At 27.5% G+C, this 17,535-nt stretch carries 16 protein-coding genes, 1 tRNA gene, 1 pseudogene and 1 other annotated feature; of the genes and pseudogenes, 14 read left to right on the forward strand and 4 right to left on the reverse strand.

Going from position 1 to position 17,535, the window contains the following annotated elements; translation table 11 throughout:
* Positions 1-33 precede the first annotated feature (33 nt).
* The 5 genes from BR82_RS0108420 to BR82_RS0108440 all read left to right on the forward strand — a co-directional run bounded on the left by BR82_RS0108420 (position 34) and on the right by BR82_RS0108440 (position 4,781).
* Positions 34-1,113, forward strand: a complete 1,080-nt coding sequence (locus tag BR82_RS0108420; RefSeq protein WP_027089832.1) for a DUF5011/hyalin repeat domain-containing protein — start codon at positions 34-36, stop codon at positions 1,111-1,113.
* Positions 1,114-1,149: 36 nt separating this feature from the next.
* Positions 1,150-1,473 carry a hypothetical protein gene (locus BR82_RS0108425; RefSeq protein WP_027089833.1) on the forward strand — a complete coding sequence of 108 codons (324 nt, stop codon included), beginning with the start codon at positions 1,150-1,152 and terminating at the stop codon, positions 1,471-1,473.
* A 156-nt stretch (positions 1,474-1,629) separates the two neighbouring features.
* Positions 1,630-2,847 carry a class I SAM-dependent methyltransferase gene (locus BR82_RS16355; protein ID WP_051592792.1) on the forward strand — a complete coding sequence of 406 codons (1,218 nt, stop codon included), beginning with the start codon at positions 1,630-1,632 and terminating at the stop codon, positions 2,845-2,847.
* Positions 2,844-3,551 carry a DUF5131 family protein gene (locus BR82_RS0108435; protein ID WP_027089835.1) on the forward strand — a complete coding sequence of 236 codons (708 nt, stop codon included), beginning with the start codon at positions 2,844-2,846 and terminating at the stop codon, positions 3,549-3,551. The genes BR82_RS16355 and BR82_RS0108435 overlap by 4 nt, the downstream gene beginning before the upstream one ends.
* A gap of 135 nt (positions 3,552-3,686) precedes the next feature.
* Positions 3,687-4,781 carry a tyrosine-type recombinase/integrase gene (locus tag BR82_RS0108440; protein WP_027089836.1) on the forward strand — a complete coding sequence of 365 codons (1,095 nt, stop codon included), beginning with the start codon at positions 3,687-3,689 and terminating at the stop codon, positions 4,779-4,781.
* A 259-nt stretch (positions 4,782-5,040) separates the two neighbouring features.
* Here BR82_RS0108440 and BR82_RS15470 read toward each other — a convergent pair whose 3' ends face one another.
* From BR82_RS15470 to BR82_RS15475, 4 genes are all read right to left on the reverse strand, one after another.
* Positions 5,041-5,292 carry a hypothetical protein gene (locus BR82_RS15470; protein WP_034864497.1) on the reverse strand — a complete coding sequence of 84 codons (252 nt, stop codon included), beginning with the start codon at positions 5,290-5,292 and terminating at the stop codon, positions 5,041-5,043.
* Positions 5,293-5,823: 531 nt separating this feature from the next.
* Positions 5,824-5,899: transfer RNA gene (locus tag BR82_RS0108450), tRNA-His, on the reverse strand.
* A gap of 98 nt (positions 5,900-5,997) precedes the next feature.
* Positions 5,998-6,342, reverse strand: coding sequence for a hypothetical protein (locus BR82_RS0108455; RefSeq protein ID WP_027089837.1), 345 nt, complete (start codon positions 6,340-6,342; stop codon positions 5,998-6,000).
* 66 nt (positions 6,343-6,408) lie between these two features.
* Complete coding sequence (locus BR82_RS15475; RefSeq protein WP_034864498.1) at positions 6,409-6,966, reverse strand: YdcF family protein; 558 nt, start codon at positions 6,964-6,966, stop codon at positions 6,409-6,411.
* Positions 6,967-7,471: 505 nt separating this feature from the next.
* On the opposite strand from BR82_RS15475, the gene BR82_RS0108465 reads away from it, so the two are divergent.
* The 9 genes and pseudogenes from BR82_RS0108465 to BR82_RS0108510 all read left to right on the forward strand — a co-directional run.
* Positions 7,472-8,590, forward strand: a complete 1,119-nt coding sequence (locus BR82_RS0108465; protein WP_027089838.1) for an aldo/keto reductase — start codon at positions 7,472-7,474, stop codon at positions 8,588-8,590.
* A 158-nt stretch (positions 8,591-8,748) separates the two neighbouring features.
* Positions 8,749-9,624, forward strand: coding sequence for a CPBP family intramembrane glutamic endopeptidase (locus BR82_RS0108470; RefSeq protein WP_027089839.1), 876 nt, complete (start codon positions 8,749-8,751; stop codon positions 9,622-9,624).
* Positions 9,625-9,731: 107 nt separating this feature from the next.
* A complete protein-coding gene (locus tag BR82_RS0108475; protein ID WP_034864500.1) occupies positions 9,732-11,471 on the forward strand; it encodes a class I mannose-6-phosphate isomerase in 1,740 nt (579 codons plus the stop codon).
* A gap of 364 nt (positions 11,472-11,835) precedes the next feature.
* Positions 11,836-12,396 carry a Sir2 family NAD-dependent protein deacetylase gene (locus BR82_RS0108480; protein ID WP_027089841.1) on the forward strand — a complete coding sequence of 187 codons (561 nt, stop codon included), beginning with the start codon at positions 11,836-11,838 and terminating at the stop codon, positions 12,394-12,396.
* Positions 12,396-13,643, forward strand: a complete 1,248-nt coding sequence (locus tag BR82_RS0108485; RefSeq protein ID WP_027089842.1) for an AAA family ATPase — start codon at positions 12,396-12,398, stop codon at positions 13,641-13,643. The genes BR82_RS0108480 and BR82_RS0108485 overlap by 1 nt, the downstream gene beginning before the upstream one ends.
* On the forward strand, positions 13,640-14,284 hold the full coding sequence (locus BR82_RS15480) for an HNH endonuclease (RefSeq protein ID WP_034864502.1): 645 nt from the start codon (positions 13,640-13,642) through the stop codon (positions 14,282-14,284). The genes BR82_RS0108485 and BR82_RS15480 overlap by 4 nt, the downstream gene beginning before the upstream one ends.
* 190 nt (positions 14,285-14,474) lie before the next feature.
* Entirely contained in the window at positions 14,475-15,653 is a 1,179-nt protein-coding gene (locus tag BR82_RS0108495; protein ID WP_027089843.1) for a hypothetical protein, read from the forward strand.
* A 324-nt stretch (positions 15,654-15,977) separates the two neighbouring features.
* Positions 15,978-16,490, forward strand: coding sequence for a GNAT family N-acetyltransferase (locus tag BR82_RS0108500; protein WP_027089844.1), 513 nt, complete (start codon positions 15,978-15,980; stop codon positions 16,488-16,490).
* Between the two features lie 239 nt (positions 16,491-16,729).
* Positions 16,730-16,976: a binding site (T-box leader), on the forward strand.
* A gap of 40 nt (positions 16,977-17,016) precedes the next feature.
* Positions 17,017-17,535 (forward strand): annotated as a pseudogene (locus tag BR82_RS0108510) (3-deoxy-7-phosphoheptulonate synthase); the annotation flags it as partial.

The following is a 17,535-nucleotide window of genomic DNA, read 5'->3' on the forward strand; positions in this document are numbered from 1 at the left end:
AATATACTTGATTATTTGGAGGTGATAGTTTAAATGAGTGAAAGATTGGATATGTTACTTAAAAATTATGCATGGAATACACAGCAGATAAATCAACTTCGTCAAGCTGATAAAAATAATTTAGATCTACGCTATATGGCCAATCCTAAACTGGACTGGGAACAGTTAAGAGAAATTAGAATTGCATTAGAATATGGCGTTGATCCCTCTAGTTTCGCAAATCCTGATATTTCATCTGAACGAATGGAAGAACTTCGAGAGTATTTATTTTCTCAATATGGAGTATTTGAAGAAAGAAATGAACAAATAAAACGGATAAAATTAAAGCGCATTGTTATCACAGTTATACTATTATTTATGTTAACAGTTATTGCTGGTTTGGTTTTCATAAATAGAGAAAATATCTTGCCTTATTTTGAAACGTTAACATTAGAATTAAAAACAGATAAATTGAAAATAGGATTATCTGAAATTTTTGATCCAATGGATTATATAAAAAAGTATAATAAAGATAAAACTTTAAAAATTGATAAAATTGATTTATCTCAACCAGGAAATTATAATGTTACATATAAATTATCCAATAAAATTAAAAGCATTTCTAAAAGTATAAAAATAACTGTTTATGATGATATAGCACCTATATTAGAATTAAGCAGTAGTAATGTTGTAGTGGATTATCAAGGTAATTTTAATGCCGCAGATTATATATTAGTAGCTGATGACAACGTAGATGGGAATATGTATGATCAAGTTAGTTATACATCTATAGATACATCAATTAGTGGAAATTATACAATTACATATGAGGTTGAAGATACAGCAAAAAATAAAACAGTTAAAGATTTGATGGTAACTGTCAAAGATAAACCAATTGATATAGTAGATAATAAAACTAATAGTTCATCTAATGATGTTTCTTCAGATAGTTCTAATACTAATGTTAAGCCAAATATAGATAAAAGTTTATTAACAAAAATTTTTCCTTATTCGGTTGATGCTTATTCTGAAGCAGAGCGATATGTTGAGGATATAAAGAAGAAATATGGTTTAACCAGTTATTCAATTTTGCCAGATCCTGAAAATGGTGATATAATAGTTACATTTTTGTAATACTAAGTTTGTTAGATTTGAAGAGGAGGAATAAAAATGACAATAATAAAGATAAGATTTAAAAAAGGAATAAGAAGAAAAATTAAAGATACACAAAAAGAATATTATTATGTTTCACGTTTTGATGAATTAGAGGTAGGTGATTATGTAGTTGTTGATGTAAAACTAACACATCAGGGTGAAGATTTTAAAGTAGGCCATGTTGAAGAAGTTATTAGTGATGAAAATGAGATTAATGGAATTTTAGAAAAATATAAGCCATATGGATTGGTTATATGTAAACTGCCATATGATTTTGAAGCAAGATGTATAGTCGCAACAAAAATAAAGTTTAGCATGATTGAAAAATATAAAAATTAATTTGAACGCTTCGTTTAAACTAATTTATTATCTTAATTGAATAAAGTTGTTCAACTACGGATTAAGTATGTTATACTATTATTAGTTTGTAGAAAGGAAAAGTATATTGTTGCTATTTAATAATTGGAATATTTATAATATACTAGTGAGAGTTATATGTGTAGTTGTAGTTATAGGGATGAAGTGACATGTGCAAAAAAAGTAAATAATAATATTCATGATGGAACAAGATTAAAGTTCAATGCATTTGAAAGATATACATATGCATGGCTAGAAAAAATTGTTAATTTCAATAAAAATAAAAGAAATGATTTATATAATGTAAATTTTATTGATTGTATGGCAAGTTCTGGACTTTATTTCGATCATAAACATTATAATGATTTTTATGATGGAACAGCAATTAGAATTTTTAAGATTTTTGTTAATTCTGCACGAAAGTATAAGGATATACAATTTAATATATTTTTAAATGATTATAATTCTCAATATATCGAATGTTTAAAATGTGTAAAAAAAAATGTAATTACAAATACCCCTAACAATTTGAAAATAATTATAACAGAAATGGATAAATATGATTACATAAATTTTTTAGCATGTGAAAAGGTGATTAATGGATATGGCAGTAAAAATTTGATAATTTATGATCCTTATGGTGTAGACTTTAATTGGAAATATTTATCTAAAATATTAAATATCAATGCCGATTTCTTGTTTACCCATTTTTTTCCAAATGATATAAAGAGAAATATGAAGACGACTAATCCTGATATTGTATCAAGATATGAAGAAGCTTATTGTATGAATTTTAATGAAATAAAAGAAAATTTTGATATTGAAAGTAATCCTTTTAAAAGAACAGCGTTTTTTCGAAATAGATTTCATGAAATATTAAAGAATAAATCAAATAAAAAATTTTTGGCATATGCACCTGTGATTTTAAAACGAACACTTCATGTTTATGATATAGTTTGTCTATCATATTCGTCATTTGCACAAGAATTATTAAAAAATACCATGTACTCTTTATATAAGGAATATGAACTTGATCAGACTAATAAAGTTGCTATTCAATTAAAATTATTTGATGATGTAGTAGAAGATAGGTATGAAAATGATAGAAATAATGGAGTTTCAGAATTTAAATTTCATTATGATGATTCGCATATTTGTAAAATGTTCTACATTGAATTTAAAGGAAAAGTGATACCGAAAACTGAATTTAAAAAAATATTAAGAGTTCATCCATATTTACCTACAAATATAATGAAGATGGTAAAAGGATTTTATAAATATAAAATTGAAAAAAAAGATATTAATGGAGAAGTGGTTGATTGTTATGTATTTCCTGATGGAGGGTTTAGTGTATGAATAACACAAAAATAGAATGGACTGAGAAAACATGGAATCCTATTACAGGATGTAGTAGTGTAAGTTCTGGTTGTAAAAATTGTTATGCAAAAAAAATGGCAAAAAGATTGCATGCAATGGGGAATCCTAGATATATAAATGAATTTGAAGTAACTGTTCATGAAGATCTTTTTGAGCAGCCATTAAATATTAAAAAGCCAAACATTATTTTTGTATGCTCTATGTCTGATTTGTTTCATGAAAATGTTCCATATAAAACTATTGAGCAGATCTTCGATATTATGAAACGAGCATATTGGCATGTATTTCAGGTTTTAACTAAAAGGCCTGAAAGGCTGTTAGAGTTTTCTAGAAAATATGAGATACCAAAAAATGTTTGGGTAGGAACTAGTGTTGAAAATGAAAGTGTTATTAATAGAGTCGATATTTTAAAAAATGTTGAAGCTGAGATTCATTTTTTATCTTGTGAACCATTATTGGGCCCTCTAACTGAATTGAATTTGGATAAAATTCAATGGGTTGTAGTTGGAGGGGAATCAGGAAGTAATGCACGTTCTGTTGATAAACAATGGATTATAGAAATCAGAGATAAATGTAAAGAAAAGAATGTTCCATTTTTTTTCAAACAATGGGGAGGATGGAACAAGAAAAAGAATGGTCATGAACTGGATGGCAAAGTATACAAAGAAATGCCATTGTATTAGTCTTAAAACTTTAACTTCTTTTTGAAATATAAAAGAAGTTTTTTATTAAATTTTTATTTGTGTAGCAGTTCTCTTTATGAGAACTGCTATTTTTTTTTGTTTATATAAATTATTAATAAGAAGAGGGAGAGTATAATGACTTTAAATGAATTATTTGGAAAATATTTAGAAGATATAGATTTAACACATCAAACTACAACAATTGATGCTATTAAATATAGGTATAACGCACATATTAAACCTATTTTTGGTGAAGAGGAAATAGAAAAAATTACTTTCTTAAAGGTGAAAAAATACCAGAAAGAACTGGTAGATGGACTATACAGGTCAAGAAAGAATCAAGTATTTACACCTGCTTATATAAATATTATTATTGGACTTTTAAAAAGATTATTAAAATATGCTAATTTAATGAAATATGCTCAAATAAATATAGATGAACTTAGAGGTTTAGAATTAATTAAAGATATTGTAGACAAGTATAAGTTGAAGGATTCGCAAATTGTATGGAGTATTAAGGAATTTAATCAATTTATTGACGTAGTTGAAGATAAACAATATAAAGTATTATTTAATATACTTTATTATTGTGGCCTTAGAAAAGGAGAAGTACTTTCACTTCGGTGGAATAATGTTGATTTAATTGAATCAACATTAACTATTAACTCTACGGCATGTAAAATTAGGGGAAAGGGTCAGGTAGTAAAAAAGCCTAAAACAAATAATTCTATTAGAACCATTTTTATTAATTCTAGTCTTAGAGATCTTTTGTTAGAATACTTTCTTGAGGTAAAGAAAGATTTTAAAAATATGGATGATTTATATATTATAGGAGGTATTAAAATGATTAGTTTTAGTACACTTGATAGAAGGTTTTCTCATTATCTTAATGTTTCAGGTGTAAAGCGTATGAATTTACACGGTTTTAGACATAGTCACGCAACTATGCTATTAGAACTCACGAATGATATCTATAGTGTTTCAAAACGTTTAGGGCATGAATCAATTGAGGTAACAGAAATATATATACATAGTGGATCTAATGCAGAAAAAGAGATTATTGAAAAAATGGAGTGTGCGATAAGAAATACTTCAGTTAAAAATTCTTTTGATGAATTGAAAAAAGAACTTGAACATAGGCTAATAAAGGAGATAAATTCTTATGATTATTCTAGTGATGAAATTAGAAAAATAATAAACATATATAATTTTATTAAAAGTTGTGCCTAGTAAAATAATTATATTTTAATATCAGTGAGAAGTATAAAATATGGCGTGTAAGTAATATGTTGTATTGATTCTTATCTCATAATATTTCAATGTTTAGAAATAAGCGAGTAAGAACCATTTATTGTGCTATATTCCTTGAATTTTATAAGTGTGTAGGGATACTTTTTTAAAAGTTGTAAAATACTTTTCTATTCTTTTGGCAACTGCACAAAATAAGGGGAAAGCAGAATTTACCTTTGTAACTGCTTGATAAATTTTACTATAGCTTATTTTCATCTATATAAAGATTGGTTGTAAGTGTTTCGATAATTTCATCATTATCATTTATTAGGGCTACTTTCAAATTGTTAATTTCAGCAAATTTGATTAAATCTTTTAAGTTAAACCTTGTTTCGCAACTTCTGAATTTATTATTGAAACTATTATATGGCATATCATAGTACTTAGAAAGTTCTTTTTGTGAAATTCCATTTTTTGAAGCAATAGATTTTAATTTTTCAAAATAAGTCATTTTATTCTATCCTCCTATAAAATACCAATAATGGTATTTCTCCATATTTATGAATTCATATTTATTAAAATAATTATATATTTGCTAAGGATAAATATCAACGTTAAAGATATAATTTTTAAAAAACTAAACGTTATAAGTTGAATTTTTACTAAAAATAGTATATAATATAGTAGAAAAGTACAATAAATAAAAAAATTGATATTGAAGCACATGTGTGCTATAATCAAAGTACAAAATAAAAAATACGCTTTAGCACAAGCGTATCACATATAAATAGCTATCTAAAAGGGAGATAACTATATTATAACTATTACTTGAATAGTTAGGTTATATAAAATGAATTACGTAACCCGTAACTCAATTATAACATAATAAGCATTACTTTCAAGAATAAAAGTATAATATTGATTATCCAAACACAGATAGCGTTTGGATTTTTATTTTAAAGTAAAAATCCTTAATGATATGACACTGGATGATACTAACTATGACACCAGATGATACTGATTTTTACTGAATTAATTAACTTGGGGCGGACGATGGGGATCGAACCCACGAATGCCAGAGCCACAATCTGGTGTGTTAACCACTTCACCACGTCCGCCATATATCCATCATTAAGCAATTAGAGCTTAACGCAAGAATAATTATATCTAATATTTTATTAAATGTAAAGAGAAAATACAAAAAAATTAAAATATTTTAATCTATTAGTTCAGATATATCAGTAGCAAAGTTAATTGAGTTAGGTTCGCTAAAATACATTGTGTATGTTTCTGATGAACCGTTATTATCGATTATAGTCATTATAAATTCATCTTTATAACATAATTCCATAATAGAATTCATTCCCTGATAGGTAATACTATATGACGTATAATTTCTTTCATTTGTATTGATTTCTAATTTAGCTCGATTGGGATATATATCCCAATCAATTAAATCACTATCAACTCCCCAATCAATTAAAATAAAAGAAATAGGATCAATAATACTCTCATCAAATTCATCATCGGATTTAATTGTAATATATAATTTACTAAACATATTTTATTCCTCCATTTATAGAATACTATAATAAATATAAACAATTATGTGATTTTTTTGGAATATTTAAGATAATAGAATGTCTTTTAGACAACCAAAAAATTCTCTTATGTAATAATGCGGTGCTGTATATAAGTTTTCTTTAGCACTATATGTATGAGCTATTAAATTATGCTTGTTTGCAAGCAATTGGCTTCGATAACAATGAAAGCCGTTTGTTATGATCGTTACACTGCAGCTGCTTTTATTTAATGAATCAATAATTTTTTTACTATAAATAATATTTTCGTTTGTATTTGTACTTTTATCTTCTTCAATAATCAAACTTTCATTAATGCCTTTATCAACAAGATATTTTTTCATTGCTTTGGCTTCGCTGATTTCTTCACCATTACCACGACCACCACTAACAATAATTGGTGTTGTTGGAAATGTTTGATGGTAATCAATGGCAGCCTCTAATCGATATTTTAATGAGTTAGATGGAATACTACCATTCAAGTGAGCTCCTAATACGATTATATAATCACTTGCTTCATTATATTGTTTATTTGCTTTGTATATTATTGATCCTTCGATTATTATAAATAAAGATAAACTAAAAATTCCGAATCCCTTAATGATATAATAGGTGTGAAACTAATGCGTGCTTTGCATGGAGAATATCATATATTCGCACATGCGATGCAAAGGACGCATTAGTTTGATTGTACGAAATCGCAAGATTTTCGTGCAAGAAAACGTTAGTTTCACACCTATTGTACGAAAGAGTACCGTAGGTGCGATTTCGTACAATTTAATTTAAGCGGCAGTTTAGATAAAATACTAAAATGTGTTTTTAGTTCATAGTTTCCGTAAAATCTAGTGATAAAAGAAAGTATTGGGTAAGCGAGGTATGCTGGAATAAAACGAGAATTTGCAATAACGAGTATAAAGTATCCCATTGATAATATTGATAAAATAATTAAAACAAAGTCAAATAATATACAATTTTTTTTCATTTAAAACACCTCTAATATTTATATAATATCATATGATCCTATAATAGTTTCTTAAGAATATTTAATTATAGTAAAAATGTTATTTCAGCTGTATAATAATATTGTGTAGGAATGTGGAGGAAAAATAAATGAAAAAGAAAAGATTTGAAAAATTGGGAATTGAACCATCGTTATTAGGTTTTGGCTGTATGCGTTTTCCTTTGGATGCGGATGGTAATATTGATGAAAATGAAGCTGAAAAAATGATTGATAAGGCGATTGCATCAGGGGTAAGTTATATTGACACAGCTTTTCCTTATCATAATGGTGATAGTGAACCATTTGTAGGTAAGGTTCTAAAGAAATATAATCGGGAAGATTACTTTTTAGCTACTAAACTGCCAATTTGGGATGTTTCTAGTAAAGAGGAAGCTGAAAAAATATTTTTAGATCAATTAAAAAGACTAGATGTTGATTATGTTGATTTTTACTTATTACATGCTTTAGATAGAGATAAGTGGTCGAAAGTATTAGAATACGATATTTTAGATTTATGTGAAAGATTTAGAGATGAAGGAAAAATTCGTTATTTTGGATTTAGTTTTCATGATGAATATCCTGTTTTTAAAGAAATTTTAGAATATCATGATTGGGATTTTTGTCAATTACAGTTAAACTATTTAGATATGGATATTCAAGCAGGAATGAAAGGATATTTATTAGCAGAAAAATATAATATTCCTTTAATTGTAATGGAACCAGTTAAAGGCGGGGCATTAGCAAATTTACCAGAAGATATCATGGAAAAGTTTAAAAATTATGATTCTGAAGCTAGTATATCATCATGGGCACTTCGATATGTAGCCAGTTTGCCAAATGTTAAGGTTGTTTTAAGTGGGATGTCAACTTATGAACAGGTCATTGATAACTTGGAAACATTTGAAAATTTTAGATATTTAAATGAAGAAGAGCTGGTTTTAATTCAAAATGTTAAAGATACGCTAAAATCACGGACACAGAATGGATGTACCGGTTGTGGTTATTGTATGCCTTGTCCTTTTGGGGTTGATATTCCTACTAATTTTAAACATTGGAATAATGCTTATGTTTATAATCAACATCATAAATCAAAAGAAAATCTTGAAAATATGCCAGTAGAGAAGAAAGCAGAAAATTGTAAAAAATGTGGTTCATGTGAAAAAATGTGTCCACAGCATCTACCTATTCGAGAAGATTTAACGCGTGTGTGTGATTATTTAAAAAAATAGAGCCAGGTTTTAGAATATTGACAAAGTTGTTTTTTAAATTAATACTTTGTCAATTTTTTTAATAGTATAAAAAATTGAGAGTATTTACAATTTGTTGCTATATATTTGATGTCATGGTATTATGATATTAAATATATAGGTATAGGAGAATTTGGGGTATGGATGAACAAATAAATTTTAAAGAAGATGCTAAGAATTTGAATATGATGATCATTATACAGATGCTGTTAGCAGAAATATTATCATTGATTATTGGGAAAATTATGTTAGCGATGAGATTTGATCAAGATTTTACCACTTATTTTTCACTCATTGTTTCGTCATGTGCAGCAACATACTATATAATAAAACATTATCAAAAAAAATTTTCTTTAAAAATAAATTATAAAACAGATGAAAATTTTGATGTTTTAACATATTCGAAATTTGTAGTAATGACATTAGGAGCTACATGGCTTACTAGTATAGTTTTAAGTTATATCATGGAGCTATTATCAGGGGTTATAATATTTGAAACGTCAGAATATTTAGTTAAATATGATCTTATAACGAATATTGTTTTATGTATTAGTACGATTATTGTTGCGCCGATAACCGAAGAATTATTATTTAGAGGAATTATATTAGGTAAGTTGAAACAATATGGAAATGTATTTGCAATTGTTGTTGTATCGATTTTATTTGGTCTTTTACATGGGAATTTACCTCAAACGATACCTGCTTTTGTTACATCATTATTTTTATGTCAATTAACATTAAAAAGTAATTCAATTGTTCCTGCAATTTCAATTCATATGATAAACAATGTAGTTGCTCACTTGGAGGATATCAATAATGGTCTTTTTCAAATATTTTTGAATGCAATAATTATTATTGTAATAATAACTGCTATTGTTTTGATTGTTAGAGAATATAGAAGCGGTAAAAAATATAAAATTGAATTTAAAGTGACAAACTATTTTAAAAACTGGCCAGGAATATTGATTTTGATTTTTACAATTTTTTCAATTATTGGATCAATACAAATAATTTAAAAAATAGAAAATTATTTTTTAAATATAAATAGTTTATATGATAAAAGTCCTAAATCGTACTAATATATAAGCGCGATTTCAGACTATGAAAATGGGGTGATGGTATTTTGCGTTATTTAAATAGAAAACCAAATTATGATAAATATCCGGTAACAAATATTATTGGATATGATGGTGGAATTGAAGGATATAAAGCAATTATCAAAAAAATTTTAGAACATTTAGGTAATAAAAAAATAATAGTTGTAGATTGTTATCCAGGTGTAAATGATGAAGAAGTATTAACAGCATTAATAAAGGGATTAAAACCTGATCATGTTATTAAAAGTGTTGATATGTTTTATGATGAGGCAGTTTTGACCTCTATGATGTCGATGCATTTAACAGATGATCGTGTAAGAGGAATAATGTATTATGGACAAATGATGGATTTTATTGATGAGAAAAAAAGAAGCATGTTTCAAAAACAAGTAAGTAGATGTAGTGGTATTTGTCTTATTTATGGTGTTGGAGCAAGTTTGATTACAAAAGGTGATCTTCTCGTTTATGCAGATTTAGCAAGATGGGAAATTCAATTAAGATATCGTAAGGGAATGCCAAACTTTAAATGTCATAATAATGATGAAGATATTCTAAGAAAATATAAACGCGGTTTTTTTATTGAATGGAGAATAGCTGATAAACTTAAACGCGATTTATATGATGACATTGATTTTTATTTAGATACAAATAAAGCTGATCAACCTAAGATGATTTCTGGCGAAGCTTTCAGGGCAGGGTTAAAACAAATAAGTCAAAGACCATTTAGATTAGTCCCATATTTTGATCCTGGTGTTTGGGGTGGACAGTGGATGAAAGAAGTATGTAAATTAGATTTAAATGAAGATAACTTTGCCTGGAGTTTTGATGGTGTTCCAGAAGAAAATAGTCTTTATTTGAAATATGGCGATATTGTTATTGAGACACCAGCTATGAATGTTGTTCAATATCAACCAGAAAATTTATTAGGAGAAAAGAATTTTGCACGTTTTGGAGCAGAATTTCCAATTAGATTTGATTTTCTTGATACTATGGAAGGACAAAATTTAAGTTTGCAGGTTCATCCTTTAACTGAGTATATTAAATCTTATTTTGGAATGACCTATACTCAAGATGAAAGTTATTATATTTTGGATTGTCAAGAAGGTGGCGGAGTTTTTTTAGGGCTAAAGGAAGATATTCAAAAAGAAGAGATGATTGATGAATTAAAACGAGCTCAAGCTGGTGAAGGGTCATTCAATGTACAACGTTATATTAACTTTTTTGAAGCTAAAAAACATGATCATTATCTTATTCCCGCTGGAACAGTTCATTGTTCATCAGCAAATTGTATGGTTTTAGAAGTTAGTGCGACACCATATATTTTTACATTTAAACTTTGGGATTGGGATCGTCTAGGATTAGATGGCCTTCCCCGCCCAATTCATATTGAAGATGGCAAAAAGAATATTCAATGGAATCGGACAACAACATGGGTGAAAGATAATTTAGTTAATCATTTTGAACTTATTGAAAATAATGATGACTATACTGAAGTGAAAACTGGATTACATGAATTAGAATTTATTGAAACAAGAGTTATAACAAGTCGTACAAAAACTTTTCATCAGACAAATGGTGGAGTTAATATGTTAAATCTGGTAGAGGGAACAAGTGCAGTGATTGAAAGTCCTATAAATGCCTTTGATCCGTTTGTCCTACATTATGTCGAGACTGTTATTATTCCTGCAAGTGTAAAACAATTTACGATTAGACCAGAAGGTCCAGATGAGGAAATCAAAGTTTTGAAAGCGTATGTCAGAAATTGAAATAGCAATAAAAATATTGAGTGCAGCAATAATTATCAATTTGTTAAAAATGTATTTGAATTAAATATAATATTTATTGTAAAATTTAGTATTATTATAAGTTTTTGCTCAATGAAAAGAGGATAAAGTCATTGAAGATTGAAATCTATGGGGATAGAGTTCAATCTTTTTTCATTAATATTCTAATAAAAAAATGATATAAATCATTGATTTAACTATTTAATATTTTATAAATTAAAAGTATTTAAAATGTAAGAAGATAGATTTTGTTTGATAAATCCAATTAAAGTGATATGCTAGTTATATAAGAATTAGATATTAATAAAATATTAATTTATAAAAAATAGAGAAAGAAGGAAGAAATATGAAAATTTTAGCTTTTACAGGAGCAGGAATTAGTAAACAAAGCAATATTCCAACTTTTATGGAACGTCCCGATGTTAGAGAAAAATTATTTAGAAGTTATGCTAATGTTCATCATGAAGAATACAATGAAGTAATCAAACAATTAAAAGCTAATATGAATGGGGCAAAACCTAATGATGGACATATTGCCTTAGCTGAATATAATATTCCAGTTATTACTATGAATATTGATGGATTGCACAAGTTAGCTGGCAGTGAAGCACTAGAACTGCATGGTGGATTACCTGAAGATGATGAAATGGATATAGCATACTCTTTATATAACAAACCGGTATTATATGGTGATCCGGCACCAAATTATCAAAAAGCCTACGAAATGGTATATACATTACAGCCAGAAGATGTATTTTTAGTTGTGGGATGTTCATTTCATACAGGAATATCAGTAGATTTAAGAGAAATAGCAAAAAGCAGAGGAGCAAGAATTATAGAAATTCAGGAAGATGCTGCTCATAATGTAAGAAAAACATTAGAAGAATTAATAGGAGATATGAAATAATGGAAAATATTTATGTTACGAATTTAAAAATTAAATCGCTTAGGCATTTACATAATATAGAAATACCCTTATCTGATAATAAAAAGAATTTAATTCTTACTGGAAAAAATGGCAGTGGGAAAACGAGTGTATTAGATGCACTTTCTAAATATCTAGATAGTGTTGCTAATAATTCTGATTTTCAAGAATATGAATCATCTTTATCATATAACATGCAACGATTAGATATAGCCCGAAATAATAATGATATAGAAAAAATTAACGATTATGAAAGATTTGTAAAAATGTACAAAAATAAAATTCTTAATACAAGAAATGGTTTAGAAGTATTGTTTAATGTTAAGCCGGCATCTATTTTTAGATACTATAATAATGGAGAATTTGTTTTGGCATATTATAAAGCTGATAGAATATTTCAAATCGAAGAAGTAAAAAATGTTGAAAAAGTGAATTTAAATGATAAGTACTCAATTAATGAGAAACCTAGTTCTAAATTTGTAAAATATCTTGTTGATTTAAAAGTAACACAGGCATTAGCATTGACTGGCGGTAAGAAAGAAAAAGCAGAGCAAATAGAAAATTGGTTTAAATCATTCGAAGATTATTTGAAAGTTGTTTTCGATGAAAAATCTTTAAAATTAGTATTTGATGAAGATGCTTTTCATTTTTATATTTCTATGAATAATAGGGATACTTTTGATTTTAATACTTTATCTAGTGGCTATTCGGCAATACTTGATATTGTTGTTGATTTAATTATGAGAATGGAAAAAAAATCAAATAGAAAATTTGAATATAATATGCCAGGAATAGTTTTAATTGATGAAATTGAAACACATTTACATTTGGAATTACAAAAAAATATCATGAGTTTATTAACAACTATTTTTCCTAATATTCAATTTATTGTAACAACACATTCGCCTTTCATTCTTAATAGTTTAGATAATGTCGTTATTTATGATTTGGAAAATCATATTTTAATTCAAAACGGATTGACAGACGTTCCATATAAAGGTGTAGTGGAGGGCTATTTTAAGGTTGATTCACTTTCAAAAGAATTAAAAGAAAAATTTGAAAAATATAAAGAACTAGTAAAAAAAGAGCATTTAGAAGATGAAGATTTTGCTGAAATAGCACGACTTCAAGTTTATTTAGAAGAAATCCCAGATTATCTTGCATTAGATATTTCAACTGAATATCAAAACTTGAAATTAGAGTTTGAAGGAAGAAGTGATTTACAATGATTAAAATTGAAAGAAGTCCAAATCCTCCTGAATCATTAAAAGAGAAGAAAAAATATGATGGAAAAGATGTTGTTTTACTATTAAAACATGATTTTTATGATAAATGTTATATATGTGGCATTAAACCTGTACAAGATCCAGAAATAGAGCATCTTTTGCCACATAAAAACGGAACATATCCAGAAAGAAAATTTGATTGGAATAATTTGTTTTTTTCTTGTTCTCATTGCAACAGTGTTAAAAAACAAAGTAAGTATGATAAAAATGTTTTAGATTGTTGTAAAAGAGATCCTGAAGAACTACTTGATTTTAAAATAAATAGAGAAAACGTTTTGATAGATGTAAAAGATAATAAAGACATTGAAGCAAAAACTACAGCTAACTTAGTGAATGAGGTTTTTAATAAAACTAATACAGGGATGCGAATCCATAAATGTCAAGTAAGGGTTGATGAATTATTGAAAGAAATGAATACTTTATATGATATTTTAGAAAAGTATCAGGGTGGAAATTGTTCTGTAATAATAAGACATTCTTTAAAAGGATTATTAGATAGGAAATCACCTTTTGCTGAATTTAAAAGAAGTTACATCAGGCATCAAAAAGATCGATATCCAGAATTAATGAGATTTATTAACTAATAATTGGTATTGGTAAAAGTAGTACTATTTGTAATGTAAAAAAATAATAGAGCAACGGAAAATTTACTTATAAACTGCATAGTAAAAGGCGATAGTTGAAGAATATTCCTTTAATGTTAGACAGATTCTCAGATAGGTCAAGCAGTTTTTACAACTTTTGAAAGATGTTTCGTATAGATAGGAAGATAGAATGAATTGGCAGATAAACGAATGTAAAAAGATGGCTATAGTAGATATTTTACAGTCTTCAAATACATTGGAGAAAGTAGAAAAATTTAGATTATATAAAGATGAAATAAGTGATTGTAGAATTTTTTTGTTCGATGAGGAGTATTCAAATTTTAATGATTCCTTAAAAAATAAAAAAATAGGGCAATGTGGAATTTGGGGAATAGGAAATTATACAAAAACTTGGATTTTGGATTCAAAACATATTTCGGAAAGGATTTTAGTTCAAGTTGGTAAAACTTTAGATTTTGATTTGAACATTCTTACATACTTAAACAAAATAATGGTAGGACGTAAAATAAATATTGATAAAGTTGAATTTTCAAATTATCTTAATTATATAAAAAAAGAAGGATTTCAAATCGGTATAACAACAGCACTTATGGAGAGAGTGCGAACACGTGTTGACTTATATATCCTTTCTGAAATGATAACGTCTTTTGTAAAGTTTGATAATATTCCATTGATTAATGGGAACTTAGAAAATATTTACTTGTCTTCCAATGATTATATGAGAATAAAACGAATATATGATATGGCGCTTGGTCAAATGGATGAGACAATGGAACAATTTAATTTGGTATGTTGTTGTGTGATGAAAGCCTTTTTAATAAAAACAAATGATATTGTTTTAGATAAAAGTAAAAAAGTTGAGAAATTTATAGATTATTGTTTAAATGTGCTGAATTGTTATTTGGAAAAAGAAATTGTAATATTATCTTTATATATTATGGATGATAGTAGAGCACATAAAACATTCAAAAAGTTAAAAAACAATTCTGATATCATAAAAAATGTTTTGAATGTTACATGGGATATTTACCATATTAGACTTATAGAAGAGATTATGTTATGGGATAATATGAAAAATCCAGAACGAGTCATTCTTTCTTATTTTGGTACAGCAGATAATGGGATTATTGATGCTATGCAAATTAATCCAGTTAAGGCATTTATTATAATAGATGATTATTCGGTTTCTATCCATCAAATGAATATTAAAGATGTATGTAAAAATGAAGAACTATTAAAAAATGGATATTTGAATACGAACATAAGAGGAAAGAAGATTAAAAAATTAAATTTCATGAAAATTAGAGAACAATTAGAGTCTGAGATTTTAGAGAAAGTTGATTCTTGAAAATATAAAATGGATTAGTTTTACAATTTCTGAATTTAGTTTCAATGTAATTTGCTTTTCTGAACTATTTGAATTTAAGAGGATGATTTAACTTGTAACATCCCAGATATCTAACAGTGGAATACAAATATAATAGGAAACAGTATCAAAAAGTCTCGGAACACAGATTATACGTAAGCTATTTGACGCTTACTGAATAGTGAGTTAGTATAAAATAAAGAAAAGTGTGTATGAATAACTTGAGTATAGAAGAAAATAATATATTTATGCAATGAACTAAGTTTTTTTGAGGGAGTTATAAATTTTTGAGGAGGTATTAGCAAAATGATTTGTAAAATAAGAAAATGGACATTAACAGATGCAAATGACTTAGCAATAGTTCTTTCCAACAAAAAAATACAAAATAATCTTCGAGATGGGTTGCCATATCCTTATACAAAACAAGATGGAATAGATTATATTTCTACTATTCTTTCTGCAGATGAAAATAAAACATTCGTTTTTGCTATTACGATAGATGACAAAGCGATTGGGAGTATTGGCATATTTCGACAAGAAAACATTCATAGACAGACTGCTGAATTAGGATATTACATTGCTGAAGAATACTGGGGCAAGGGAATTATGACCGAAGCTGTAAAACAAATTTGTGAATATGTTTTTAATAAAAGTGATATTATTCGTATTTACGCTGAACCATTTGCATATAATGCTGCGTCTTGTAGAGTACTTGAAAAAGCAGGGTTTCAATGTGAAGGCACATTACGAAGCAATGCTATCAAAAATGGTAAAGTTGTTGACATGAAAATGTATTCTTTGCTAAAAACAAAAATATAAATTTAATTTTTAAAAGATAAATAAATTTGAATATACTTGTTAAAAACATGAATTTGGTGGAAATGATATATAGTAAGTTGGTTTGTAATTTAGAATCAGTTAAAAGTAAAAGAGCAAGAATTATAGAAATTCAAGAAGCTGGCGCTAGTCATTTAAGAAAGTTTTTAGGGCAAATATTTTAAAATAAATAGCAAATTAATTGACATTTAAATAAATAATGAGTATCATGAATCTATAGATTAAATACGATGAATTGAAATAGTAGACTAGGCATTTAGGCAAAGAGAGTACTGGGCTGGTGTGACGGTATCCAAATAAATAGTTGAATACATCAAGGAGTAGAATGTTGAATTGAGTAGGCATCTCCGGTTACACCCGTTAAAGTGTCAGAGTATGAACTATATAATAAATAGCGTACTTGATGAGGCTGATAGGGTGATCTATTAGTGAATAAAGGTGGTACCACGAAGTTATCTCGTCCTTTGATCAGGACGAGTTTTTTGTTTATTTATAGGAGGAAAAGAAAATGATTATTGTTTTAAAACCGCACACAAGTGATGAAGGTATTGAAAAGATTAAAAATTTAATCATAGCTAAAGGAGCTCAACCACATGTATCTAAAGGAGATATTCAAACAATTATTGGAATGGTAGGTGATACGACTAAAATTGATCCTAAAGCAATCGAAGTAGAAGAATGTGTTGAAAAGGTTATGAAAGTATCAGAGCCTTATAAACTAGCAAACCGGGCATTTCATCCAGATGATACGATCATCGATGTATCAGGAGTTAAAGTCGGTGGTGAAAATCTAGCGTTGATCGCAGGACCTTGTTCGGTAGAAAGTGAAGAACAGGTAATTGAAGTTGCTAAAGCTGTAAAAGCAGCCGGAGCTAATATTTTACGTGGTGGAGCTTTCAAACCAAGAACCTCACCATATGCATTTCAGGGAATGGGTTCTTCAGGACTGGATATTTTGGTAGCTGCTAAAAAAGCAACAGGTCTGCCAATCTGTTCAGAATTAATGGATGCACAGTATCTTGACGAA

It is taken from the genome of Thomasclavelia saccharogumia DSM 17460, from assembly GCF_000686665.1.
In the GTDB taxonomy this organism is placed as follows: domain Bacteria; phylum Bacillota_I; class Bacilli_A; order Erysipelotrichales; family Coprobacillaceae; genus Thomasclavelia; species Thomasclavelia saccharogumia.